Source organism: Flavobacterium sp. W21_SRS_FM3 (genome assembly GCF_052113625.1).
Taxonomy (GTDB): domain Bacteria; phylum Bacteroidota; class Bacteroidia; order Flavobacteriales; family Flavobacteriaceae; genus Flavobacterium.
This window is the reverse complement of the sequence record NZ_JBGQOD010000001.1, coordinates 100,051-125,808: the sequence shown is the minus strand read 5'-3', so window position 1 is coordinate 125,808 and position 25,758 is coordinate 100,051. Positions and strand designations below refer to the sequence as shown.

The 25,758-nt window shown below is 34.4% G+C and carries 16 protein-coding genes and 1 tRNA gene; 8 read left to right on the top strand and 9 right to left on the bottom strand.

The annotated features are described in order from the left end of the window. Positions 1-19: 19 nt before the first annotated feature. Positions 20-502 (bottom strand): regulatory protein RecX, encoded by a 483-nt coding sequence (locus ACEN2K_RS00535; RefSeq protein WP_441757357.1) that lies wholly within the window; start codon positions 500-502, stop codon positions 20-22. A 285-nt stretch (positions 503-787) separates the two neighbouring features. Here ACEN2K_RS00535 and ACEN2K_RS00530 point away from each other — a divergent pair, with 285 nt between their 5' ends. From ACEN2K_RS00530 to ACEN2K_RS00520, 3 genes are all read left to right on the top strand, one after another. Next, positions 788-3,403, top strand: coding sequence for a T9SS sorting signal type C domain-containing protein (locus ACEN2K_RS00530; RefSeq protein WP_441757356.1), 2,616 nt, complete (start codon positions 788-790; stop codon positions 3,401-3,403). Positions 3,404-3,681: 278 nt separating this feature from the next. Further along, complete coding sequence (locus ACEN2K_RS00525; protein WP_441757355.1) at positions 3,682-7,575, top strand: T9SS sorting signal type C domain-containing protein; 3,894 nt, start codon at positions 3,682-3,684, stop codon at positions 7,573-7,575. 352 nt (positions 7,576-7,927) lie between these two features. Next, positions 7,928-11,785 (top strand): T9SS sorting signal type C domain-containing protein, encoded by a 3,858-nt coding sequence (locus ACEN2K_RS00520; protein WP_441757354.1) that lies wholly within the window; start codon positions 7,928-7,930, stop codon positions 11,783-11,785. Between the two features lie 68 nt (positions 11,786-11,853). Here ACEN2K_RS00520 and bioB read toward each other — a convergent pair whose 3' ends face one another. The 4 genes from bioB to ACEN2K_RS00500 form a co-directional block, all read right to left on the bottom strand. After that, the gene (bioB, locus tag ACEN2K_RS00515) at positions 11,854-12,939 is read right to left on the bottom strand and encodes a biotin synthase BioB (RefSeq protein ID WP_441757353.1); all 1,086 of its coding nucleotides are present in this window, start codon (positions 12,937-12,939) and stop codon (positions 11,854-11,856) included. 96 nt (positions 12,940-13,035) lie between these two features. Then, positions 13,036-13,473: a hypothetical protein gene (locus ACEN2K_RS00510; RefSeq protein WP_441757352.1), complete on the bottom strand. Its 438-nt coding sequence runs from the start codon at positions 13,471-13,473 to the stop codon at positions 13,036-13,038. A gap of 167 nt (positions 13,474-13,640) precedes the next feature. Beyond that, on the bottom strand, positions 13,641-14,078 hold the full coding sequence (locus ACEN2K_RS00505) for a hypothetical protein (protein ID WP_441757351.1): 438 nt from the start codon (positions 14,076-14,078) through the stop codon (positions 13,641-13,643). Between the two features lie 116 nt (positions 14,079-14,194). After that, on the bottom strand, positions 14,195-15,124 hold the full coding sequence (locus ACEN2K_RS00500) for a bifunctional riboflavin kinase/FAD synthetase (RefSeq protein ID WP_441757350.1): 930 nt from the start codon (positions 15,122-15,124) through the stop codon (positions 14,195-14,197). 202 nt (positions 15,125-15,326) lie between these two features. Here ACEN2K_RS00500 and ACEN2K_RS00495 point away from each other — a divergent pair, with 202 nt between their 5' ends. Further along, positions 15,327-18,011, top strand: a complete 2,685-nt coding sequence (locus ACEN2K_RS00495; RefSeq protein ID WP_441757349.1) for a zinc-dependent metalloprotease — start codon at positions 15,327-15,329, stop codon at positions 18,009-18,011. A gap of 56 nt (positions 18,012-18,067) precedes the next feature. On the opposite strand, the gene pth is transcribed toward ACEN2K_RS00495, so the two are convergent. The 3 genes from pth to ACEN2K_RS00480 all read right to left on the bottom strand — a co-directional run bounded on the left by pth (position 18,068) and on the right by ACEN2K_RS00480 (position 20,628). Continuing rightward, positions 18,068-18,742, bottom strand: a complete 675-nt coding sequence (gene pth / locus ACEN2K_RS00490) for an aminoacyl-tRNA hydrolase (RefSeq protein WP_441757348.1) — start codon at positions 18,740-18,742, stop codon at positions 18,068-18,070. A 287-nt stretch (positions 18,743-19,029) separates the two neighbouring features. Further along, positions 19,030-19,644, bottom strand: a complete 615-nt coding sequence (locus ACEN2K_RS00485) for a 50S ribosomal protein L25/general stress protein Ctc (RefSeq protein WP_441757347.1) — start codon at positions 19,642-19,644, stop codon at positions 19,030-19,032. A gap of 42 nt (positions 19,645-19,686) precedes the next feature. Beyond that, the gene (locus ACEN2K_RS00480) at positions 19,687-20,628 is read right to left on the bottom strand and encodes a ribose-phosphate pyrophosphokinase (protein WP_441757346.1); all 942 of its coding nucleotides are present in this window, start codon (positions 20,626-20,628) and stop codon (positions 19,687-19,689) included. Between the two features lie 287 nt (positions 20,629-20,915). Here ACEN2K_RS00480 and ACEN2K_RS00475 point away from each other — a divergent pair. The 4 genes from ACEN2K_RS00475 to ACEN2K_RS00460 all read left to right on the top strand — a co-directional run bounded on the left by ACEN2K_RS00475 (position 20,916) and on the right by ACEN2K_RS00460 (position 24,533). Next, positions 20,916-20,995, top strand: a tRNA-Leu gene (locus ACEN2K_RS00475). A 234-nt stretch (positions 20,996-21,229) separates the two neighbouring features. Next, complete coding sequence (locus tag ACEN2K_RS00470) at positions 21,230-22,381, top strand: hypothetical protein (RefSeq protein WP_441757345.1); 1,152 nt, start codon at positions 21,230-21,232, stop codon at positions 22,379-22,381. A gap of 1 nt (position 22,382) precedes the next feature. After that, the gene (locus ACEN2K_RS00465; RefSeq protein WP_441757344.1) at positions 22,383-23,222 is read left to right on the top strand and encodes a hypothetical protein; all 840 of its coding nucleotides are present in this window, start codon (positions 22,383-22,385) and stop codon (positions 23,220-23,222) included. 6 nt (positions 23,223-23,228) lie between these two features. Next, the gene (locus ACEN2K_RS00460) at positions 23,229-24,533 is read left to right on the top strand and encodes a DNA cytosine methyltransferase (RefSeq protein WP_441757343.1); all 1,305 of its coding nucleotides are present in this window, start codon (positions 23,229-23,231) and stop codon (positions 24,531-24,533) included. A gap of 168 nt (positions 24,534-24,701) precedes the next feature. Here ACEN2K_RS00460 and ACEN2K_RS00455 read toward each other — a convergent pair whose 3' ends face one another. Further along, a complete protein-coding gene (locus ACEN2K_RS00455) occupies positions 24,702-25,700 on the bottom strand; it encodes a GntR family transcriptional regulator (RefSeq protein WP_441757342.1) in 999 nt (332 codons plus the stop codon). Positions 25,701-25,758: the final 58 nt, after the last annotated feature.

The window sequence follows — 25,758 nt, the reverse complement described above, 5'->3', positions numbered from 1 at the left end:
TTAATGATGACAATTAAATCTAGTCCATTCCTCTAGTAACCTCTAATTCTTTTACTTTCTCGTATACCAAATTACTTTCAAAACCTTTCCGTAGCAAGTTATCGCAAAATTTTTTCCTTTTTTTTAAGTTGTTGGATTCTTTAATATGGATCCATGTTCGTTCGGCTAGATTTTCAAAAGTTTCAATGTATTCTTCAGGAGTAATTTCTTTTAGGGCTGTATTAATAAGACGCTGATTAATTTTTCTGAACTTTAGTTCATTCGTTATTCTAATATTTCCCCAATGTTTGATTCGGTGCTTTCCTCTAGCAAAACTACAGGCAAAACGTTCTTCATTCAGGAAATTTTCTGTAATAAGATGAGCAATAATATGATTAATTTCATCAGCATCCATTTGCATGCTTTTTAATTTTGATTCTACTTCTTCATGACAACGTTCCTGATACGCACAATAGTGTTCTATTTTTTTTGTTGCGTCTTTTACTGAATATATATTATTCATTAGCTTTTGTTTTTGGTTTAAATTCAATAATTACAATTGCAAATGTTTTCATTTTAAAAATAAGAGATTACATATGATTAAGTTAATAATCAATTAAAGTGATAATTGGTTAAAAATGAGGCGATTAATCGGATATATATATTGTTTTTGGACGGATATAATGACTTTTTAACGTTTTATTTTTATGTTAAGGTTTAATCGTTTTATCTTTATATAACCTCAACTGCTTTGAAAATTAATTTCATAACCTACATGTTTTATATTATTAATTCAATATAAAAAGTGATGGTAAAATTACTACTTAAATCAAAAATTATTGTCATCTCACTGTTGTTTTCTATTATTTGTGAAAAAACAAAAGCGCAATGTTCGATCCTTTCTTCAGTCAATGCAAGTGCTTTAGTTTGCGGAAGCATTCCGCTTACCAGTTGTAATGGACAGCTAATTATAGGGGATGGTGTAAATGGAGTAGTGCTAAATATGAACACTGCACTGGATCTTACTTGTTTAGGCACAGTGCAGCTTATTATTAAAAACAATGCTTCAATCAATTTTTCTGCAGGAAATAATCGTTTATATCTAGCCACTGGTTCATCTCTCTTTTTTGAAGGTAATGGAAAGTTAAACGGAGCTGGTTGTAATGCATCTGAACGCATTTTTATTGGGACTAACTTGTTAGCAAGCTGCGATGGTAACGGGGGAGCTTCTGTCAGTTTTTCAGACATTATAAGTCTGGGAGGCACGGGGTATGCAGTTTCAAATACTCCAGTTTGTATTGGTAATTCTATTGTTCTTTCTGCGGTTCCTCCGCCTAAAGGGGGGGCTTATACTTTTTCTTGGTCAGGTCCAGGACTTACCCCAACTCCTTTCACTAGTAATCCTTTATACACTTTGACCGCATCGGCAGCAAACGCTGGTTATTATCAAGTAGCAATGAAATCTCCTATAGTGGCTAATCCAATGGTTGCGCAAACCTTAGTGAGTGTTAATACAGGAGTTACTACCATCGCGCCAACGGTAATAGTAGAGCAGCCTAGTTGCACTGCTAACACAGGTAAAATTAGTATAACAAACCCTATGGGAATTGGAATGACCTACAGCATAGATGGTGTTTCATATACAAATACAACTGGAATTTTTAATTCGCTACCGGTAGGGAACTATTCAGTAACTGCAAAGAATTCTTCAGGATGCATATCTCCGTCGGTAAATGTGAACTTGGCTGTACCTACAACGGTTTGGGATGGAGTTTCATGGTCAAATGGACTTCCTACTGATCAGAAAGATATTATATTTAATGGAGATTCTCCATTAACTTTGGATGTAGAGGGATGTTCCTGTCAAGTGAATTCTGGAGCGGTTACGGTAAGTACGGGACGTACTATGACAATTACCAACGGAGTAACCGTATCTGGTGGTTCTCTTACTTTTGAAGATAAAGCGAGCTTAGTACAAGTAAATGATGCTGCTTTAAACGTGGGGAGTATTATATATAAAAGGGTAACTCCAGCTGTATCTAACACAGATTATACTTATTGGTCTTGTCCAGTTACTGGTGTTACATTAGGAGCGCTGTCTCCAAATACACTTTCTGGAAAGATGTACTCCTTCAACGCTTTCGCCAGTTCACCGGACTGGCAGCAAGAATCTTCAGCAACAATAATGGCAGTTGGTAAAGGTTATATTGTAAGAGGACCAGAATATATTGCTCCATTGCCGCCATTTCCCGCACCATTCCTAGCCACATTTTCTGGTGTGCCTAACAATGGAAATTTATCAGTACCAATTGGGCCTACAGGAACTTCAAACTTAATAGGGAACCCATATCCTTCTGCATTAGATGCGGATACTTTTTTAACGTTTAACAATACTATTCTAGGCGGTACGATTTATTTTTGGACTCATAATACGCCAATCCAATTAGCAACAGATATTACTGATGGCAGTGCTGGTTCTGGATCCTACGCTTACACTTCAAATGACTACGCTTCATACAACTTGACTGGTGGAGTGGGTATTGGTACGGCAGCTAGTACTACTAGTTTAAATCCGAATCTTATTCCTTCTGGTAAAATAGGTTCAGGTCAATCTTTTTTTACAACAAGTATTTCTACTGGTAAACTAGTAACATTCAACAATTCTATGCGAGTAGGTGTGGGTCTAGTCACAGGGGATAACTCTCAGTTTTTTAAAAGTACTGTAAAGGCTAAGAAAGAAAAAGGAGCTGAAAAAAACAGAATTTGGTTGAACTTGTCCAATTCACAAGGAGCATTCAAGCAAACATTGATTGGTTATGTTTCAGGAGCGACTAATGATTTTGATAATGGATATGATGGTTTTACCTATAATGGAAATCCCTACTTAGATTTTTACAGCCTTAATAAAGATCAAAACTTAGTTATTCAAGGAAGAGCATTGCCTTTTATAGATTCAGATACAATCGCTTTAGGTTATCGATCTGCTATTTCTGGAGATTTTAAAATAAGTATTGATAAAGTGGATGGTTTTTTTAAAGGAAAATCTATATACTTAATGGACCATACAACAAATAGTATGCATGATCTGCAAGCGTCAGATTTCATTTTTAAAACGGAAAAAGGCACATATAATAATCGTTTCACTTTAAAGTACACCAAAAAAGATGGAGAAAAAGACGATGTAGATACTGCAGAAAACACCCTTGTAATTTCTTCTAAAAATAATGCAATTAAAATAAAATCATTAAGTAATGACATAGAAGAAGTGAAAATTTATGACTTGTTAGGTAGGCAAATTTATAAGAGCGGTAAGATAAATGACAAAGAATTTATTATTCAAGACGTCTTGTCTAATGGTATTCTTATTTTGCTCAAGGCCAATTTATCGGATGGGAAAATCATCACAAAAAAAGTAATCCATTAAATGTAAAATTTTAATACCTTTTAAAATTAACTCCTTCTCTATACGCTTATCGGAGGAATTGTTCTTAACATACCATTCCAAAAATTGTACGTGAAAGATTAAATTTTAACATTTTTTTATCTAAAAACACTACGAAATATGTGTTTTAACGATAAATTGTGCCGTTTGACCGACTTTGTTGATTTGTATGTTCTTTATAATCTATTTTCACGCGAGGATGAACTATTAAATAGAAATTAAAATCCTAAAATGATTTGCCACGGATCAAAAATTCACCTATGAAACAATTTTACTTTAAGAATATCTTTCTTTCAAAAACATATAATCTATTTCTTTTTCTTTTCTTTATTCTGTATGTAACGAATAGTATGGGTCAGACTACTCTAGTTCAATATAACTTTGATAATTCTTCTAATCCATTAGCTCCAAATATTAATAATACCGCTAGTGCTTCTACTTTTAGTCAAAATAGAGTTGGTAATAACATGTACTATAATTATAATGGTTGCGGAGGGAGTACTTCATCAACTTACGTTAGAAATGCCTGGAATGCTGATGACTATTATCGAATTGCAGTCAATACTACTGGATTTGCCAATTTGAGTTTTTCTTATTGTAATGGTGCACAAAATAGTAATATAAAAAATTTTGATATACGTTACAGCATAGATAATGGCACAACGATCACTCCTGTGTCAGGCTCCGCCTATGTTCCTAAAACGAGTGTAGAAATAAAAACTGTCGCATTACCTTCTGTCATTAATAATCAAGGAAACGTTTTTATTTATATTTATAAAACGGATAAAAGTGGTGCTGATGGAACATATTTATTAGTTGATAATATTACATTAGAAGGTTCAAAAATTCCAAGTATTTCGAGTTTTAGTCCTTCAAGTGGTTGTGCTAATTCAACTCCAGTAAAAATAACAGGGACAAATTTTATGGGAGCCACCGCAGTAACATTTGGTGGGACTCCTGCCGCTTCTTTCATTATAAATTCACCAACTCAAATTACAGCTACACCCGCGGCAGGAACAACAGGAACGATTAAAGTGACAACACCAGGTGGCACTGCAACAAGCACAAGTTCATTTACGGTAAGTCCATTAAGTACTGTCGGTGTAAGTATTGCCGCAAACCCTTCACTACCAGTTTGCAGTGGTACACCTGTAACCAATACAGCCACACCAACTAATGGTGGACCCTCACCTGCTTATCAATGGAAGCTAAACGGCACCAATGTGGGTACAAATAGCCCTACATATTCCTATACTCCCGTAAACGGAGATCAGCTATCTGTTGTTTTAACTTCTAATGATGCCTGTGCTTCTGGTTCACTCACACAACCAATTCTTAATTTTTCTTGGAATGACCCGACAAAGGCAATTACAGATTCTGATTATGGAATGGATGCACTTTCAGGTTCTGGCCAATATGTTACAGGAGCTGATGGAAAACTTAGTCTTGCGCCTATAACTTCACCTAAAACTGATATAAATTTAACTTTTGATGGAACAGCACCAGAATTTAATAGTGAAGGCATCGATTACAGTGTAAAATATGTAAGAAATGAAACTACAAGTGAATTATTTAGTCGGGGAAACTCACTGATTATCACAGGTGGTTCAAATTTTAGTGTTTCTTACCGCGTGAGTGACGGTGCTGGGTCTTTTACAACGGTTACTAGCGGAAATTTTCCAATTCCAAGTGATAATACTTTCCATAATTATCGTTTCAGGTATGACCCTTCAGATGGTTATGGTCGTTTATATGTTGATGGCGCACAGGTGTGGATTTCGCCCACTTCAACGTTGGGAAAACCAATGTACTGGACCAATGCCGGCAATATAGTTGTGGGAAGATTAACAGACGCATCGGGGAATCGTTCTCCCACTTTGAATAGTCTTTTAATGAATGCTGTATATATAAGGAGTGCTGCATCACAAATGACAATGATGGTTAGTCCAGTTATTTCTAATAATGGGATTAGTTCATCTCAAAATATCTGTGCATCTACGTCTCCATCACCTTTAATAGGATCAACACCAAGCGGGGGAAGTGGTAGTTATGTTTATTTATGGGAAAGTAGTATAACAAGTGAAACTTCAGGTTTTAGTACGGCTTCAGGAACTAGTAATTTGATTGGATATACAGCAGGAGCTTTAACTAAGACCACATGGTATAGAAGAACAGTAACTTCTGGTGGCTGTTTCAATACTTCAACTCCGATTAAAATTACGGTAAATGCATTGCCAACAGTTGTTGTCAATGGTCCTCTTGAAATTACTTGCATTAATGCTACTGCAGCTTTAAGTGGAGCTGGTTCTCAAGGTTCAGCTGTTACTTATTCTTGGTCAACCACTAACGGCGCTTTCTCTGGCGCAACGAATACTATTAATGCTACAGCAACTACTGCAGGTACTTATACCTTAACTGTAACCAACACGGCAACTGGATGTTCTGCGGCAAAAATAGTTTCTGTTACAAAAAACATCCCCATTAACAAATGGAGCGGAGGTAGTTGGAGCATTATTGGTGGTCCTTCTCTCGAACAAGATTTAGTATTTGAGGAAAATTTTAATTCTATAACTGATGATGCTGATGGAGTTGTAGAAGGCTGTTCTTGTCTCGTAAATGTAGGGAAAGCTGTTGAGTTTAAACTTGGACACAGTTTGATAATTAGAAATAATGTTAAGGTAAACGGTATATTAACCTTTGAAAATAATGCAAGTTTGGTTCAAATAAACGACACTCCAGCTATTCCAAACTCAGGTACTATAACTTATAAAAGGCAAACCACAATTATAGATAAATTTGATTATACTTATTGGTCTTCTCCTGTTAAAAATCAATTATTACTTAAAGTCTCTCCAAATACATTAGGTGATAAATTTTATTCTTTCAATGCCAATGGAAATAATTGGAATAATGAGGATGCTTATAATAACAAAATGGTTCCTGCAAAAGGATATATTATTAGAGGTCCTCAAAACTTTTATGCTCCCAATCCACCTACAGGAATTCATGAAGCTTCTTTTATTGGTGAACCAAATAATGGGGGAATTTCAATACCAGTTGGAAACGCAGGCACCTATAATTTGATTGGTAACCCGTACCCATCTGCAATTGATGCCGAGTTATTTATAAAGCAGAATAGTTCAGTGTTAAATGGAACCTTATATTTTTGGACGCACAAGACTCATATTGGTATAGGAGTATCAAATCCGGGAAGTGGTGTCTATGCATATTCATCTGATGATTATGCTCCTTTGAATTTAACTGGCGCCGTAAGTACAACTGTAGGAACCATCTTAAACGCTATAAATAATAGTAACCCAACCGCTACAATATCCGCAGGACAATCTTTCTTTGCTAGTAGTAAAGCAGCAGGTAATGCAGTTTTTAATAACAGTATGAGAGTAGGTGGTGGGTTACTGGGTATTAATAATTCACAGTTTTTTAAAACTAAGTCAAATGCTAAACTAGAAACTAAAATTGAAAAAAACAGAGTCTGGTTAAACTTAACGAATTCGGAAGGCGCCTTTAAGCAAACTTTAATAGGGTACATCACTGGAGCTACAAATGAATATGATAGTGCTTACGATGGAAAAAGCTTCAATGCGAATGCTTTCGTTAATTTTTACAGTTTGCAAGAAAATCTAAAATTAGCAATCCAAGGTAAAGCATTACCATTTGATGAAAATGATATCGTTCCACTAGGGTATAAAACAACAATTGCTGGCGAATTTAAAATTGCTATAGAACAAACAGATGGTTTACTTTCTAATAAGAAAATATTTTTGGAAGATAAATTGATGGGTAAAATTCAGGACCTTAGTGAGGGTGCATACCTTTTCACTACCGAAATTGGTACTTTTGATGATCGTTTTATCCTGAGCTACACTAATAAAACATTAGGCACTGATGATTATGAAGTTGTAGAAAACGGAGTGGTAATTACTTCCAAGCATAAAGAAATTAAAATTACCTCGTCTGAAAATGCTATTGCGAAGATATTTGTCTACGATTTATCAGGAAGGCAGATTTATTTAAATTCAAAAATTGATAAAAGAGAGTTTATTATTAATAATTTGAATTCAAGTGATCAAGTTTTAATCATTAAAGTTATATTGGACAACAAAAAAGTTATGACACAGAAAATTATATTCTAAATATCAAAGTAAATTTCCTATTTAAGACCCCATTATGCTTTTGCATAATGGGGTTTTTCTTTTTTTCATATGGACAATCATTTAATGCTAGGTTTCAATTTGGATATAAAGAAGCAATTATATGGGTATTTGGGGTCTGTTTATAATGCATTGTTAAGCAAGGAATTATTATTTGTATTTGTGTAAAAATCACTAAAAGTGGGTATTGTGGGCATAGAAAAATAGAAATACTTTTATCAGTGAAAGCCTACTATTGTCCAAGCAAGTAAGTGCTAGGGTATAGCGTGAGAAAGGCAAGATGTTTCGAATTAAAAGTGTAATTGTTTTAGTATGAATTTTATACCATTTCAATATGAATGCAAAACTTAGTTGTTATTTGATTTTGATGTGTTTGTTTTTTTCGGGCGCCATTATGGCTCAACAAGGAGTTTTAGATCCAACCTTTAATACTATTGACGACGGACTTCAAGGTGATGGTTTTGATGGCATCGTTAGAACCATAGCTTTACAATCTGATGGTGATCTCATTGTAGGTGGTGATTATCTTTTTTTTAATGGGATTTCGCTTCCTTATTTAAGTAGATTAAAGCCCGACGGTACTGTCGATTCTGCATTCAACATGGGTACGGGACCGAATGGTAAAGTTTACTGCTCATTACTACAGCCTGATGGTAAAATTATTGTTGGAGGATCTTTTACTTCTTTTAATGGTGCAGCAGCAGGAAGAATACTTAGGCTCAACAGTAATGGGTCTAGAGATGCCTCTTTTAATCCTGGCTTGGGTGTTGTTAATAATATTGTATACGCTGCGGCGCAGCAAGCTGATGGTAAGACAATTCTTGTAGGTAGCTTTACTAAATATAATACAACCAATACAAATAGGGTGGTGCGAATTTTACCTGATGGTACGCTTGATAGTAGTTTTTCAATTGGTACTGGGCCAAATGGTTTAGTAGGTGAGGTCAAAGTCCAAGCGGATGGTAAAATTATAGTGGCTGGATCATTCGATACTTTTAACGGAATTAGTTGTAATAAGATAGTTAGATTAAATTCTGATGGAACCATTGATTCCACTTTTAATATCGGTACTGGTTTTAATGATAATGTTACTGCTTTAGCAATACAGGCGGATGGTAAAATTCTAGCTGGTGGCGTATTTACAATGTATAAAGGGGTTACTGCGAACAGAATAATACGTCTTAATAATGATGGGTCTTTAGATTCTAGTTTTATTGTTGGAAGTGGCTTCTCGGATAATGGGATAAATGTAATCAAGGTAACTTCGGGCAGAAATATTATGATTGGAGGATCATTTAATCAAAAATATAATGGTACAGATGTAAACAGATTAGTATTGTTAGATCCTAATGGAGTATTAGTGCCCACTTTCGATATTGGATCCGGTCCTTCTAGTGCGGCAATTTATACTTTAGAAAATGCTGCTGATGGTTCTTGGTTTGTGGGTGGTTCTTTTTCGATTTTCGAATCACAAAACCAAGGTAGGTTAGCAAAAATTGATGCAGATGGCCTACTAGATACAGCTTATCTCACTCCGGGAGTTGGTTTTGATAATACTGTATTTAAGGTACTTCCATTACCAGATTCCAAGACCATGGCATTTGGAAGTTTTACGCGCTTTAATGGTGTTAACTCTCCAAGAATTGCTCGGCTGTTCGAAGACGGAACGCTAGATGCTGCATTTAATCGTTCAGGCAGTGGCGCTAACAATATTGTTAGAACGGCATTAATTCAAAAGGATAATAAAATAGTTATTGCGGGAAGTTTCACTACATATAATGGCGTCAATAGTAATAGAATTACTAGAATATTAGATGATGGTACTATTGATGCAGGATTTACCATTGGAATTGGCGCTAACAATCAAATTTATGCGCTAGGATTACAGCAAGATGGTAAAATAATTGTTGTGGGTAACTTTACTTTATATAATGGAAGTACAGCCAATAGGGTTCTTAGACTGTTGCAGACAGGTGCGTTAGATACTAGTTTTAATGTAGGGTCTGGTGCAGATGGTATAGTTGAAGCCATATTAATACAGCCTGATGGAAAAATAGTAGTTGGAGGGCGTTTCTCTAACTTTAATGGGAATAGTTGCAATAGAATAACACGATTAAATAGTGACGGGAGCGTCGATACTAGTTTTTCAGTTGGAGTTGGATTTGATAAAAATGTGTATGCTTTAGCTATGCAATCTGATAATAAATTAATTGTTGGGGGAATATTTTTAACTTATGGAAACGTTTCTGCCAAGAGAATTTTAAGATTAAATACAAATGGAACTCTTGATGCTACCTTTACCATGGGAACTGGGCTGAGCAATGGAGAAGTTCGCTCCCTTTTAGTCCAACCAGATAACCGAATCCTATTAGGAGGTACTTTCTCGGGTAATTATAATGGAAATCCTGTCAAGAGGATGGCACGTTTGTTAAATAATGGTCTTTATGACCCTACATTTTCTGTAACTTTAAATAGCACATTATACAGTAGTTGTTTTTCATCTACTAATAAAGTGGTGATTGGTGGCAATTTTAATTCAGTTTCGGGGGTCTCAAAACATCGTGTAGCTCGTATAAAGTTATGCAGCAATAGCTCCGTTTGGGACGGCTCTGTTTGGGATAATGGATTTCCTTCAGCAGATAAGACAATAGTTTTTAATAGTGATTTTTCAAATCTAAGAACATACGAGGCTTGCTCATGCGTAATAAATTCTGGTAAAACGGTTACTGTACCTGAGGATAATTCTTTGTCTTTATCTTTTGATTATTCGGGCACAGGTATTTTAGTTCTTGAGAATAATGCGTCGTTATTTCAATTAGATGACGAAATTATCAATACCGGAACTATTCAAATGAAGCGAAAAACTACTCCCATATTGAAGTACGACTATACTTATTGGTCTTCTCCAGTTAGTAATCAGACGTTGTATAATACCTCGCCCGAAACTAGCTCGGATAAATTCTATTCGTTCAATCCAACATCCAATGCATGGCAGGGAGAAGCTCCAACAAAAACAATGGATTTAGCAAAAGGCTATATAATCCGTGGACCGCAAAGTTTTTCAAATGAAAGCAGGGCTACCTATGAGGCTAGCTTTAAAGGAGTGCCTAACAATGGAGAAAAAACTATAGGTTTGGGGCCTGCTTCAAGTTTTAACTTGATTGGAAATCCCTATCCTTCAGCAATCAATGCCGATGTTTTTTTAAAAGAAAATGCTAGCGTATTAAGAGGTACGGTTTATTTATGGTCACACAGTACTCCAATTACTAATAATATTTATACTTCAGATGATTATGCAGTTTACAACTTATTAGGAGGGGTAGGGACTAGTACTTCCAAGAATGCAACTATTATTTCCCGTCCTACTGGTAAAATTGCCTCAGGACAGTCCTTTTTTGTTCAAGCCGGATCAGCTACAGGAATGGTAAAATTTAGTGATAAAATGCGTGTCGTGGGTCAAAACAATAATTTTTTTAAATCAAATAGTACTAAAAAAACCAAAGAAGAAGTTGCTATTGATAAGCATAGACTGTGGTTGAATATGTATAACTCTAACGGCGCATTCAAACAAATGCTAGTGGGCTATATGGAAGGAGCGACGGATGGTTATGATACTTTTTTAGATGGAACAACTTTTAATGCAAATAAATATTTGGATTTTTACAGTATTTGCGAAGGTAAGAATTTAGTGATACAAGCCAAAGCCCTACCTTTTAACGATCGAGACGAAGTGGTTTTAGGTTATAAAGCCACCATGGAGGGCAGTTATTCTATTGAAATAGATGAGGTTGATGGAATTTTGACTAATCAAGAAGTTTATATATTCGATAAATTAAGCAATAAGGAACATAATTTAAAACAGTCGTCCTACAACTTTTCTACAGAGAAAGGTATCTTTAATGATCGATTTGTATTGCGTTATACAAATAAAACGTTACAAACAGCAACATACACACAACCTCAGCAAGCTGTTGCTGTATATGCTAAAAACAAACAGTTAAAAGTAAACTCTTCCCTAGATAACATTGAAAAGATTATTGTTTATGATCTTTCGGGTAAAATGCTTTATCAAAAAAATAAACTTAACAGCCCTCGTTTTACTATTGCTAATTTACAAGCTGCACATCAAGTGATAATAGTGAATGTATTTTTGGAAAAAGGTCAAATGCTAAGCCAAAAAGTAATTTATTAAATTTGTTTCAGGTTATAAAAAAAACCATCTTAAAATTATAAGATGGTTTTAATAAAAAATAGAATAGTTTACTTTCCTTTTGTAGACGCTTCAAGATTACGGTCTATTGTATGTCCTGGCCTAGACCATTTTGGTTTTTCACCTAAAGTAGTGAACTGTGAATCTTGTGCTTCTACAGTTGCAGGTTGTGATACTTTAGTAAATGGTTTTTGTGGATTTAATCCTAGCATCTCAAACATCTTCATGTCTTCGTTTACATCAGGATTAGGAGTTGTAAGTAATTTGTCTCCAGCAAAAATGGAATTCGCTCCAGCGAAGAAACACATTGCTTGACCTTCTCTACTCATGTTCATTCTTCCTGCAGATAAACGAACTTGTGTTTCAGGCATAATGATTCTAGTTGTTGCCACCATACGAATCATTTCCCAGATTTCCACCGGTTTTTCTTCTTCCATTGGTGTACCTTCTACAGCAACTAATGCATTAATAGGCACCGACTCTGGTTGAGGATTCAAAGTAGAAAGTGCGACAAGCATTCCTGCTCTATCTTCAATGCTTTCGCCCATTCCTATAATTCCACCGCTACATACGGTAACGTTAGTTTTACGGACGTTTTCAATAGTTTGCAAACGATCTTCAAATCCACGTGTTGAAATGACTTCTTTATAATATTCTTCTGATGTATCTAAATTGTGATTATAAGCATATAAACCAGCCTCGGCCAAACGTTGGGCTTGGTTTTCGGTAATCATCCCAAGGGTGCAACAAACCTCCATGTCTAGTTTGTTAATTGTACGAACCATTTCAAGTACCTGATCAAACTCAGGACCATCTTTAACGTTTCTCCACGCAGCTCCCATACATACTCTAGAGGATCCTCCAGATTTAGCACGTAATGCCTGAGCTTTCACTTGGCTAACAGTCATTAAATCATTTCCTTCTACAGAGGTATGGTATCTCGCAGCTTGTGGGCAATAGCCACAGTCTTCAGGACAGCCACCTGTTTTTATAGATAATAAAGTCGAGACTTGAACTACGTTTGGATCGTGGTGTTCTCTATGTGTTGAAGCTGCTTCAAAAAGCAAGTCCATCATAGGCTTATTATATATGGCAATAATTTCTTCTTTTGTCCAATTATGTTTTGTAATGCTCATTGATGCGGTTTTTTAAAGCACCAAAAGTAATCAAATTGTAATAAAGAATCAATGTAATAACTTTGAAAAAGCAACAGCTCAGTGTAAAATATAGTGTTAATCAGATGTTAGTCGGTTGTTCCAATAAAACAAAAGCAGCATGGTAATTATAACTACAGAAGATATTCCTTCGATAAGTAAAGAAATGGAGTATCTCATTAAAGTAGGGTCACCTCCTAAAGAAAATGTTTTTGGTAAGGAGTGTACATAATTGTCACCCCCATTTAGATAAGCAAATACGATAATACCGACGATAGATAATAGTACTCCTATCACTCCGGTTATAAGTGCAGAACCTGCATCTGTGGCTAAATTTTTCCTTCCTTCGGATAGATTCATTTTGATGGTTCTATTAATGCCGTAAAAAACAAACAACACACTTAAGAAGCGTAAGTAATATAAATCTGAAAACCCTAAAAGACCCATTAATAGATAGTAAATGCTGATACCAATAAATATTAAGATTCCGTTTATTAATTCTTTTGGAAATTTCATAGCGGTTTTTTTTAGGATTAGAAATAAAGTTTCAGTCTGTGTATTATTTGATTGATAAGTGGCTATAATTAGTAATTGATCTTTTGAACCTTATGTAGGCTAAATTCTAATAGTGCATGTTTTTAAGACATGCATTTTAAGATTGAAGGCAAAGAGGTGCTTTTTAATTAATCAGTAGGATATTGATTTTTCCAATAGAGCAGTAAAGAGAAAGTAACAATAACAGCAGATACGATACCTTCAAAAAGCAGTGATATGCTATAAGTAACAACTGTGGGTTGTCCGCCAAATAAAAATGACTCGGATAATGATTGAACGTATGGATCACCCCCTTTAGCGTAGCTATAAACAATTAGTCCAATTATACTTAGAAATACACCAATAAGGCAAGTAGTTAATGCAGAAACTGCATTGGAAGAAAAGATAGTTTTGCCCTGAGTGTAATTTGATTTTAAAGTTCTATTAGCCCCATAAAAAATAAATAGAATGTTTAACATCCTTAGATAATACAAATCGGCAAGATGTAAAGCCTCCATTAACAAAAAGTAGATGCCAATTCCAGTAACAATAATAAGACCGTTATATAATTCTTTTGGTAATTTCATGTGTTAATTTTTTAAAGTTAACTAATTACTTCCTTGAAATACAGGCTAGTACCTATCAAATTTACGTAAAATATGGGAATATTCTTGAAATGATTTAAGGTTTTTTTTACTAAATATTAAAGTTTTTTACAGTAGGTTAGCGCTACTGTTCTGTCTGCTTCTAATTGTTTAACTAATAGTTCGAGCGATTCAAATTTTTGTTCTGGTCGAATGTAGTGTAATAAAGAGACGGTGATGGTTTGGCCGTATAAATCGGCATTAAAGTCTAAAAAATGAACTTCTAATGATAGGCTATCAGCTGCTACAGTTGGGTTAAAACCGATATTCATTATGCCATAAACTACTTTGTTTGCGATGCTGCTTTTGACGATATAGGCACCATTTTTTGGTATTAGCTTATAGTCTTCTTTAATTTTTAAGTTTGCCGTTGGAAAACCAATAGTTCTTCCCAGCTGTTTTCCTTTGATGACCGTACCTGTTAACGGGTAATCATAGTCCAAGTATTTATTAGCTAGAGCCATATCACCATCAGATAAAGCAGATCTGATTTTAGTCGAGCTTACTGAGATAGCATCGATTTCTTGTGCAGAGATTTGTTCTACCTCAAAACCATAACGTTTTCCAAAATCAATCAGATCATTGATATCGGCAGTTCTATTTCTTCCAAACCTATGGTCGTAGCCAATAATTATTTTATGAATACGAAATTGATCTACAAGAACTGAGCTCACAAATTCTTCGGCGGTTAATCTTGAAAATGTCTCATCAAAGGGATGAATAACTAGGTTTTCAATTCCTATTTTTTCCAATAAATCTACTTTCTCAGAAATTGTGTTAAGAAGTTTAATTTCAGACTTTTCTTGTAAAACCATTCTAGGATGTGGAAAAAAGGTGAGAACTAAACTTTCGTACGTGTGATTTTGAGTGCCCTGTGTTACCTTTTCTAATATCTTTTTGTGACCAATATGAACACCATCAAAGGTACCTAACGTGAGAATAGTTTTTTTTGTAGAGCTAAAGTCTTTTATAGAATGAAAAATCTTCAATGGGATTGTTTTATGGTTATGCAAATTTATACTATCTATTTTAAATGCAACAATAACAAGAATTGATTTTATTGTTTTTTTAGTTGGAACTAGTTTTGGAAAGAGTCGATTTTCTAAAAAAATGAGTTTTTATTGAATTGTTAGCACTTGGGTGTTTATTTATCTTTAAATGTTTTAATTTTGTTTCATTATATTCTTACAGATGAAAAAGTACATAGTATTCTTATTTATAGTTAATTGGTGTTTGATGATGAACGCACAAAATCAGTCGCCTTGGAGAATTATGAAGGGTACTAATGTGTCAATTACGGGTAGAAATTTGAGCGCTACCGTTGCTGACAAAAACATCATCCTGCAGTTAGATCAAGCTATTATAGAAAAAAAATTAGAAACAATTACAAATAATAGCAATAAGTCAGCTACGGTGGAAATTACAATTCCCAACAGTCAAGGAGTTCTAGAGAAATTTTTAATCTGGGAGTCCTCTAACTTTGAACCTGAATTACAGGCAAGATTCCCTGAAATTAGAGCGTATGCCGGAGTTGGGATTACAGATAAAAAGGCTTCTTTAAATTTTAGTATGTCACCAAAAGGTATACAAACAATGGTTTTAAGAGCAAATAGTGGTTCGGAATTCATAGAATCTTATCCCGAGAATAAATCGTATTACACCATTCTTACGTCCAAAAACAGAGATAAGGCTATGCTTCCACTTAGTTGTAAGACAGAGGATGTCCTTGTCAATAAACAATTACTTAGTAAGACTAGTAAAACTGCGGCTAACGATCGTTCTTTTAGAACATTGCGACTGGCTTTATCTTGTACAGGGGAATATGCTGCTTATTTTGGAGGTACGGTTCCTGAGGCTTTAGTAGCTATGAATGCTACTATGTCAAGAGTAAATGGTGTGTTTAATAAAGACCTTGCGGTGAAGCTTAGTTTAATTGCTAATAATGACGTTTTAATTTATACGGATGCTACAACAGATCCTTATTCTGAGGCGTCTATAGGTGTTGGCGGAGCATGGAGCCAAGAATTGCAGCAAAATTTAACTAAAGTAATTACCAACTCTGGCTATGATATTGGTCATTTGTTTGGTGCTACTGGTGAAGGAGGGAATGCTGGCTGCATAGGCTGCATTTGTGTGCCTCCAACTGCTGACCTACCAGATGGGAAAGGAAGTGCGTATACTTCCCCTGGGGACGGAAGGCCAGAAGGGGATACCTTTGATATTGACTTTGTTGCTCATGAAATGGGACATCAACTGGGTGCAAATCATACTTTCTCTTATGAGTTAGAAGGCACAGGAGTCAATGTTGAACCGGGTAGTGGGTCAACCATCATGGGATATGCTGGTATTACTAATGATTATGATGTACAGGCGAATTCTGATGATTATTTTTCCTATGCTAGTATTCAACAGATTCAAAAAAACTTAGCCATAAAGACTTGTCCGGCAATTACCACTTTAACTAATAGCCCTCCAATAGTTAATGCAGGCTTAGATTATGTAATCCCTAAAGGAACTGCGTTTGTATTAAAAGGAGCGGGTTCTGATGTTAATGGGGATAATCTTACCTATACTTGGGAGCAAAATGATAGTGCCACAACTACTAGTGGTGATAATAGCATCGCTGTTTCTACAAAGCCAGATGGGCCGCTTTTTAGATCATTAGCTCCAATGGCCAGTCCAGTAAGGTATATGCCATCCTTTAATAATGTGCTTTCAAATAAGTTAACTAGTAAATGGGAGTCAGTAGCTACAGTTGCAAGAAGTTTGCATTTTGTACTTACAGCTCGTGATAATGCTGCGCAGGGTACCGCACAAACAAATTCAGACGAAACCATTATTACTGTAAGCGGAACAGCAGGTCCATTTGCAGTTACTTCCCAAAATACGGACAACATTAGTTGGTTTTCAGGACAGAGTAAAACAATCACTTGGGCTGTAAACAATAGCAATAGCCTAGCAGGTTCGGCTAATGTTAATATTAAATTATCTACTGATGATGGATTAACTTTTCCAACTATTTTAGCAGCGAACACACCTAATGATGGCAGCGAAACAATCACTGTTCCCAATGTGTCAGCAAAAAATTGTAGGATTTTAATTGAGCCAGTGGGAAATATATTTTATGCTGTGAATAGTAAAGCATTTGCTATTGGGTACACTGTAAGCTCATCTTGCGCAACGTATACTTTTTCTGCACCTATTTCTATCCCTGACGGCGTTTTATCGTACACAACTAGATCGATTGCTATACCAGAAACAACTTCGGTAGTGTCGAAAGTGAGTCTAAATGTCGATTTTAGACACGCCTATATGTCAGATGTTCAAATCGAACTGATGAGTCCTCAAAATACAGTTGTGAGATTATTTGATAGAAGTTGTACAAGTACAAATACTAATTTAATTTTAAATTATGATGATAATGGAGGTGCGCTTTCCTGCTCGTCTACTGCACTTCAGTTAGTTAATCCTATGGAATCTTTAAGTCGTTTTAATGGTGAAAACCCTCAAGGGAATTGGGTTTTTAGAGTTCGAGACGTTGATGCTACAAAATCAGGAACGGTTAATTCAGCATCAATTACTGTATGTACTCAAACATTTACATTGAGTACTGATGATTTTAAAATAGATGATTTTGTACTGTATCCAAATCCTAATAAAGGAGATTTCTCCATTGAATTTACAAGCGGTGCTGATAACGAAATCAAAGTAATGGTCCATGATCTACTAGGGAGAAAGTTATTTGAAAAAGAGTATGCACGACAGCTTAACTTTAATGAAAACATAAGTTTAAATAAAAGCTTACAGGCAGGGATCTACCTCTTAACAGTTATTGATGGGAATAGAAAAGAAGTTAAGAAATTAGTTATTCAGTAGCTATTGTAGTTATTATATTAAAAAAAGGGAAGTTCTAGATGCGAACTTCCCTTTTTTTATTTTCCATTGTAGCTTGTCATGGTGTTTTCTAAACCAGCGGTTCCAAATGATTTTATAACCTCTGATGCTATTTCTAGACGTTCAGGAAGTGCTGCTTTTTCCTCCTCATCCCATTCTCCAAGTACATAATCTATTTGTTTTCCTTTTTTGAATTCATCACTAATTCCAAAACGGAAACGTGTATATTGATTGGTGTTTAAGACAAGGTTGATGTTTTTGAGTCCGTTGTGTCCTCCATCGCTACCTTTTGGTTTAATGCGTATGGTTCCAAAAGAAAGATTTAAATCATCTGTAATTACAAATATGTTTTCTAGAGGAATATTTTCTTTGTCCATCCAGTATTTAACGGCTTTACCGCTAAGATTCATGTAGGTATTGGGTTTTAAAAGTAAAAAGGTTCTTCCTTTAAATTTGTATTGAGCCAGTGCGCCTAATTTTACGGTTTCAAAAGATAGACTTTCTTTTTTGGCTAGATGATCGAGTATTTTAAAACCGATGTTGTGTCTTGTGTTTACATACTCAGCACCAATGTTGCCAAGTCCTACAATTAAAAACTTATTACTCATGCTTTTTATATCGTTTTTGTGGTGTTCGTTGACCTCTGGTTTTGAATGATCTGTATTTTCTTCTGTTTTTGGTGATGTAAACAGGTTGTGTATCCATTTTATCATCTTGCAAAAGTAAACTTAATTAGAATATTTGTCAATTAGATATTTAGATAATTTGATAGGGTAAGTTGAAAGGATTTTCTAAGGATAGATAAAAGTGGTAAAATAGCCCCGATAGTAATGGAAATCCTTTTTGTTCGCCTTTTTTTGGCGGGTAAAAAGATTGAAATGAATAGCGGGTGAAATGTATATGAAAGTTGGTAGTTGTGCTTCTAAAAACAAAAAAAGTGAAGAACAAAAAAAAGCACCAGTTTTGAAACTGATGCTTTTGATATTTGTAGAGAAAAATATTATTTTTTCTTTCCTTTTGCAGGTCCTGCTTTTGCAGCTTTTGCAGCTTCTTGAGCCGCTTTCATAGCCGCACGAGAGATCTTCACTTGACAGATAACAGTGTTGTCTGGGTGCATGATTTTGAAATCTGGTGTAGGAACTTGAGTAACGTATAATTTGTTACCCATGTTTAATGGAGTAATGTCAGCTTCAACAAAATCAGGAAGATTTTTAGGTAAAGCTTTAACTTTAAGTTTACGGTTGTTTAAACGTAAATCTCCACCTGCCATAACTCCTTTAGAGTTACCAACGATCTTAACAGGTACTTCAATAGTGATTTCTTTCTCGTCAAAGATTTGAAAGAAGTCAAGGTGAAGGATTCTGTCAGATACTGGGTGAACTTGGATGTCTTGCATAATAGCGTTAAAAGACTTACCGTTACCCAATTCAATCACAACTGTGTGAGCGTTTGGAGTGTAAACCAAGTTTTTGAATGCTTTTTCTTCTGCTGAAAAATGTACTGGTTGATCTCCTCCGTATAACACGCAAGGAACCGCTCCAGCATTACGTAAGGCTTTAGTCGCAACTTTTCCCACGCTTTCTCTTTCTGATCCTTTAATTGTAATCGATTTCATTGTAAAAATTATATAGTTATTAAATATTCTACTTGTTTGTGGTTACATTATAAACTTTCCACTAATGGAATTGTTATGGTGAACCATGTGCATAACTTCGGCAAAAAGTGGGGCACAACTCAACACTCTTATTTTTTCAGATTCTTTCTTCAACGGAATAGAATCAGTAACAATTAATTCTAGTAATTTAGAATTTTCTATTTTTTCGTAGGCATCTCCTGAAAGAATGGCGTGTGTACAAATCGCTCTAACGCTTAATGCTCCTTTGTCCATCATTAAATCAGCGGCTTTCGCCAAAGTTCCTCCGGTATCAATCATGTCATCAACTAAGATCACATTTTTACCTCTTACCTCACCAATTAATTCCATGGTGTCGATAATGTTTGCTTCTTTTCTTTGCTTGTAGCAAATTACAACATCTGATTCTAAAAATTTAGAATAGGCATAAGCTCTTTTAGAACCTCCCATGTCAGGTGATGCAATAGTTAGATTGTCTAATCCTAAACTTTTTACATATGGTAAAAAGATAGTAGAAGCGAAAAGATGATCTACTGGCTTTTCAAAAAATCCTTGAATTTGATCTGCATGCAAATCCATGGTCATTACTCTTGTTGCTCCAGCAGTTTCTAACAATTTTGCAGTTAGTTTTGCTCCTATCGGCACTCTTGGCTTGTCTTTTCTATCTTGTCTAGCCCAACCAAAGTAAGGTATTACTGCAGTAATATGTCTTGCAGAGGCACGTTTTGCAGCATCAATCATTAGTAACAATTCCATCAGATTATCTGAATTTGGGAATGTAGAACAAACAATAAACACACGTAATCCTCTAATAGACTCCTCGTAAGAAGGTTGAAACTCTCCGTCACTATACTTTGACATAGTAACTTTACCTAATGGAATTCCGTATTCTGCGGAAATCTTTTCGGCAAGATAGACACTTTGTGAACAAGCAAAAATTTTAGCTTCTGGTTCTAGGTGTGACATTTAATTTGTTGTTTTATTCCGCTACGCTCCATACAATTTAGCTTTATAATTTGTGTTAGCTAAATCATTGTATGCGCCTCGGGTGTAGTTAGTTAGTGTGTCTCGTTTTAACGAGGTGCAAATTTATGAAATTTATTCAACTCTGAAAGGAAAAAATTAAGTATTTTTAGTAGAATTTTTAATATTATTTTTTACATTTGCACCGTGTTAAAGGAATCGATGGTTGATTTATAACAATCTCCTCTTTTATTGCGTTGAAATAGCTGTTGTTATTTCATGTCTGCTAAGCCCGGATGGCGGAATTGGTAGACGCGCTGGTCTCAAACACCTGTGGGAAACCGTGCCGGTTCGACTCCGGCTCCGGGTACATAAAAGCCTCTTAATCGATTGATTAAGAGGCTTTTGCATTTTAAAGGGTGGCTGTGTTTTTTTTTTTTTTTTTTCTCATTAATTTTATATTTCAGTTAATAACTTTTGGGCTATATATTGTGCAATATTTAATTGATTATAGCTTTTGGAATTTCTCTATATTTTATTAGGACTTAAGAAATTTTCAATTTGTATATACTATATTTGTCTTTTAATGATTAAGTTTTTAAAAATGGCTAACATTGCAGGTTTAGGGAGAAAGCGCCCATTATTAAATATTCCATATTCAAATTTAAAACTAGACCCTTTAAACCCTAGGCTTCCAGAGGATGTTCAAGGGAAAAAGGAGGAAGAAATTTGTTATGCATTATATAGATTTTTTGATACAGAGGAATTAGCTTATTCTATGTCAGAAAATGGCTATTTTGATGAAGAGCCATTAGTAGCGATTCCTGAGAATTTGCCAAGTGATTTTGAAAATTTTACTTATGAAGAGTATATTACAAGTCAAGCATATTTAAGTTTTATTAATGACCCCGCAACAAAATTCATTGTTGTAGAAGGTAATAGAAGGCTATCTACTATTAAATTATTACTTGATTCAGAATTCAGAAGTAATTTGAAAATTCGTAATTTTCCAGAAATCACGAAGGAAGTTGAAGATGATATATCTGTTTTACCTGTAATTATTTATCCAAATAGAAAAGAAGTTTTACCTTATCTAGGTGTAAGACATATTTCTGGAATAAAAAAATGGGAACCATATGCAAAAGCTAGATATGTTGCAAAAATGGTTGAACAAGGTTTTTCAATAGATGATATCCAAAAACAAGTTGGAGACAGAAGTAATTCGGCGAGAAAAATATATTTATGTTATCAATTAATTGAAGCTGCTAAATATGAATTTGATTTAAATACTGAGAAAGCAGAAAACCTTTTTTCTTATTTATTGCTTGCTTCTGGACAGGGCTCTATTAAGGAATACTTAGGTATTGAGAAAAGAATACAAGATGTTAATTTAGAGAAACCAGTACCAGCGAATAAACTAGAAAATTTAAAAAATTTATTTTCATGGCTATTTGGCGAGGGTAGAGAAATTATGCCTGTAATTAAAGAGTCAAGAGATATTACTTCTAAACTTTCTCCAGTTTTAAGAATCCCTGAAGCAACAGAATATTTAAAAATCACAAGAGATCTTAGCGAAGCATATGAAAGAAGCGATGGAGAGGATGAACTTTTAAAAAGAAATTTTGTGAAAGCAAATAGACTATTATCCCAATCATTAGGTTACATCAATGATAAAAATTCAGAAGAGATAAAGACTGAGGTTAATAAACTACAGGAAATTTTATCAAGCATACTATCAATTACAAAATATTCTTAATATGCCTACAATGTTAATTGATAATCCAAATTCAAAAACTTTTGTTGCTGATTGGGTAGAATTTTATGTCTGTGCTACAAAAAATAATTTATCAAAAGCTGAACTCTCAACTTATATTGAAGACTCATCTGGTTCAGAGCCTGATGCTACATTTATTGATGATATTTGGCAAGAATTAGAATTGAGATTAATGTTATATGGAGGAGAAAACCCGCCATATGAGGTAAATGCAAGAGAAATAATTTCATTGATAGATTGGAAAATTAGCCCTGAATATCTTGTTTGTGTTATTTTATCTATTGATGGAAATTCAATTGATTCTGTAAGTACAGGAAAATTATTTGAAAGACTTTCTTGTAAAGCTGTAAAAAAATATTTCAATGGGGAGGCTGTTATTTATGGATTTCCGCAGAAACAGACTCTTAAAGATATTTCTACTCTAATGAATGAAACTTTTGGTTTCAATCCGTCTTCAAATTTTAAAGACAGAGGTGTTGATATAATATGTTGGAAACCTTTTGGAGATAAAAGAAAGAGTCAAATATCTGCTATTATACAATGTGCTGCAGGATATAATTGGAAGGGAAAATTATTAGGAATTCCTATTGATGCATGGAGGCAATATATGTTATGGAGTGGGTCTTTACCAATCAAAGGATTTACAACTCCAACGATAATTAATGACGATATTTTTCATGATGTCGTGACTGATTCTGGATTAATGTTTGATAGACCTAGACTGTATAGAAATTTTCAACATCAAAATAATGATGATGTCAATTTGCAAAATGATTTAATAAACTGGTGCACTTCAAAAGTTTCGAGTTTAATAGCAAGCTAGTAAGTTATGAGATTTATAGATTTATTTGCAGGAATTGGAGGATTTCATCAGGCTTTAACAAGGTTGGGGCATGAATGTGTTTTTGCGAGCGAAAAAAAGGAGCATCTTGCAAAACTTTATGAGGTTAATTATGGTATTGTACCAAATAGAAATATTCGTGATATAAAACCAATTGAAATTCCTGACCATGATATTCTGTGTGCAGGATTCCCTTGTCAGCCTTTTTCTAAAGCAGGTAATCAGCAAGGTTTAGAAGACGAAAATAATGGAAGTTTTTTTGATATCTTAGTAGACATTCTTAGACATAAAACGCCTAAATATTTTATCCTGGAGAATGTAAGAAATATAGAGTCTCATGACGACTTTAAAACATGGAATTATATTTCAGAAAAATTAGGTGAACTTGGATACCATATTGATAAGAAAGTTTTGTCTCCACATCAATTCAATATTCCACAACATAGAGAAAGGCTTTTTATAATAGGTTCTTTGGATACACTCGAAAATTTTAATTGGCCTGAAAAAATTAAATTAACAAATACTATAAGACATTTTTTAGTAAATGGTAATGCAAAATTTGTTGAGCCTGAAAAGCAAAACGTTATAAATATCTGGCAAGAATTTGTTGACAAGTTGCCTGCTGATATTAAAATGCCAAGTTTTCCAATTTGGTCAATGGAATTTGGAGCAACATACCCTACACATATACCTATTAGTGAATTAAGTAATGAAGAACTTGAAAATTATAAAGGTAGTTTCGGAGTTCTTTTAAGAGGGCTTTCATATGAAGATAAAATCAAAAACTTACCAGGTTATGCTGTAAAAAATAAAGGCAGAAAAGTGTATCCAAATTGGAAAATAAGATGGATAAATGATAATCGAAAACTATATAACGATAATAAAAGAGTACTTCATCCTGTTGTAAAAAAAATAAAAAATTTACCAACTAAAAGTTGGCAAAAATTTGAATGGAATTGTGGTGATTCACCAAGAAATATTAAAGAGTACATAATCCAGTTCAGGGCTTCTGGAGTCAGAATAAAAAAAACAGATTTCTTTCCATCTTTAGTTACAGTGAGCACACAAATTCCAATTATTGGATGGGAAAATAGATATTTAACTCCAGAAGAAGGAGCTAAAATTCAATCATTTGAAAATATAACTTTCCCAGAAAACCTAGGGTCGTGCTTTGGAGCCCTAGGTAATGCAGTGAATGTAAAATTAGTTAGTCTCATTGCGTCAAATCTTTTACCTCATGAAAATCAACAATTAGCTCCAGATGATGAAACTGTAATGAGAAATGTAATATAGATTAAAGAGATTAAATAATAATAATATATAACACATCTGATTTTTAAATTAGAAAATTAATAACTCTAAGGCGGGTCAACTTCTTCAAATCTTCGATAAAAGATTCAACAACTCAACTGTAAAGGGTACAAAAACCGCTTCGAAAGAAGCGGTTTTTTTGGTTTTATACTATAAAGAACTTCGCAGTATCAAAGCACATTTGTTCTCAATTTGTTTACGCTCTCCTTTAGATATCATCTGAGCTAATATTTTTCCCATTGCTTCAAAATTGGTCGAAATTGTTGTGATTCCGTTCTCGACTACTTTTTTTAATGGCGTATCATTGTAGGAAATTATTCCGTAATCTACTCCTAATTGTAAGTTTTGACGTTTGGATGTTTCAATTACACTCACTAAATCGCGGTCGCTGGGGATGACATAGACTTCGCCAGCTTTAATCGTTCTATTGGAAAACTCTGTTATAACTTCATATTCAATGGAATTGTCAGTACAAAAGTTGATAAAGCCTTCTTTCATGCCTATTGGTTCTCTAAAGCCTGGGAAAATAATAATCATTTTTTTGTATTTGTTTAGTCTTGACTTACCTTTTACGAGTGCATCATAGATGTCCATCACAAAATGCTGATAGACGGCAGGGTAGCTTTTTAGTTCTGGGTTTGTTTGGTCTAAGATGTACACTTCATTTACTGGTAGGGTTTTTATAATCGACGCTGCTTCTACTAAATTTGTGGGCATAATGATGTATTTTGTATAATTACCATTACTATCATCAATAAGTTTTTTGAATACCTGAATATTAAAATGATGAAAAAAGATATCTACTTGAACTCCTTTTCCAATATTTTTTAGAAATGAATTATAAATGTCTTCTTTAAAAATATTTAATTCGTCAAACAGTAAAAATACCTTTTGCTTTATAGTGGTTTCAGTGCTTTTAACGTAGTAGCCTTTGCCTGGAATCGCAAAAATTATCCCCCTTTTCTTCAATTCATCGTAGGCCTGTAATACCGTATCTCTAGATAAGGATTGTGTCATACACACCTTATTTACTGACGGTAATTTTTCTCCTTTTTTTAAATTTTCCTCTTCTATAGCTTTTTCAACAGCGTGAATAATCTGCTTGTATTTAGGTATTCCTAGGTTATCCTGAATCGAAATTATTTTCATAATACGTGCTTAAATTTTGTGCAATATACAAAAACTGGTAGGTACTGGTATGTGATTA

What these genes read in the sequence shown, in the direction of transcription:
- ACEN2K_RS00505 (WP_441757351.1), bottom strand. Translation starts at nt 14,078, where the DNA reads ATGAAATTACCAAAAGAATTATATAACGGTCTTATTATTGTTACTGGA.
- ACEN2K_RS00510 (WP_441757352.1), bottom strand. Translation starts at nt 13,473, where the DNA reads ATGAAATTTCCAAAAGAATTAATAAACGGAATCTTAATATTTATTGGT.
- pth (WP_441757348.1), bottom strand. Translation starts at nt 18,742, where the DNA reads ATGATAAAATGGATACACAACCTGTTTACATCACCAAAAACAGAAGAA.
- ACEN2K_RS00520 (WP_441757354.1), top strand. Translation starts at nt 7,928, where the DNA reads ATGAATGCAAAACTTAGTTGTTATTTGATTTTGATGTGTTTGTTTTTT.
- ACEN2K_RS00530 (WP_441757356.1), top strand. Translation starts at nt 788, where the DNA reads ATGGTAAAATTACTACTTAAATCAAAAATTATTGTCATCTCACTGTTG.
- ACEN2K_RS00480 (WP_441757346.1), bottom strand. Translation starts at nt 20,628, where the DNA reads ATGTCACACCTAGAACCAGAAGCTAAAATTTTTGCTTGTTCACAAAGT.
- ACEN2K_RS00485 (WP_441757347.1), bottom strand. Translation starts at nt 19,644, where the DNA reads ATGAAATCGATTACAATTAAAGGATCAGAAAGAGAAAGCGTGGGAAAA.
- ACEN2K_RS00535 (WP_441757357.1), bottom strand. Translation starts at nt 502, where the DNA reads ATGAATAATATATATTCAGTAAAAGACGCAACAAAAAAAATAGAACAC.
- ACEN2K_RS00460 (WP_441757343.1), top strand. Translation starts at nt 23,229, where the DNA reads ATGAGATTTATAGATTTATTTGCAGGAATTGGAGGATTTCATCAGGCT.
- ACEN2K_RS00470 (WP_441757345.1), top strand. Translation starts at nt 21,230, where the DNA reads ATGGCTAACATTGCAGGTTTAGGGAGAAAGCGCCCATTATTAAATATT.
- ACEN2K_RS00465 (WP_441757344.1), top strand. Translation starts at nt 22,383, where the DNA reads ATGCCTACAATGTTAATTGATAATCCAAATTCAAAAACTTTTGTTGCT.
- ACEN2K_RS00525 (WP_441757355.1), top strand. Translation starts at nt 3,682, where the DNA reads ATGAAACAATTTTACTTTAAGAATATCTTTCTTTCAAAAACATATAAT.
- bioB (WP_441757353.1), bottom strand. Translation starts at nt 12,939, where the DNA reads ATGAGCATTACAAAACATAATTGGACAAAAGAAGAAATTATTGCCATA.
- ACEN2K_RS00455 (WP_441757342.1), bottom strand. Translation starts at nt 25,700, where the DNA reads ATGAAAATAATTTCGATTCAGGATAACCTAGGAATACCTAAATACAAG.
- ACEN2K_RS00495 (WP_441757349.1), top strand. Translation starts at nt 15,327, where the DNA reads ATGAAAAAGTACATAGTATTCTTATTTATAGTTAATTGGTGTTTGATG.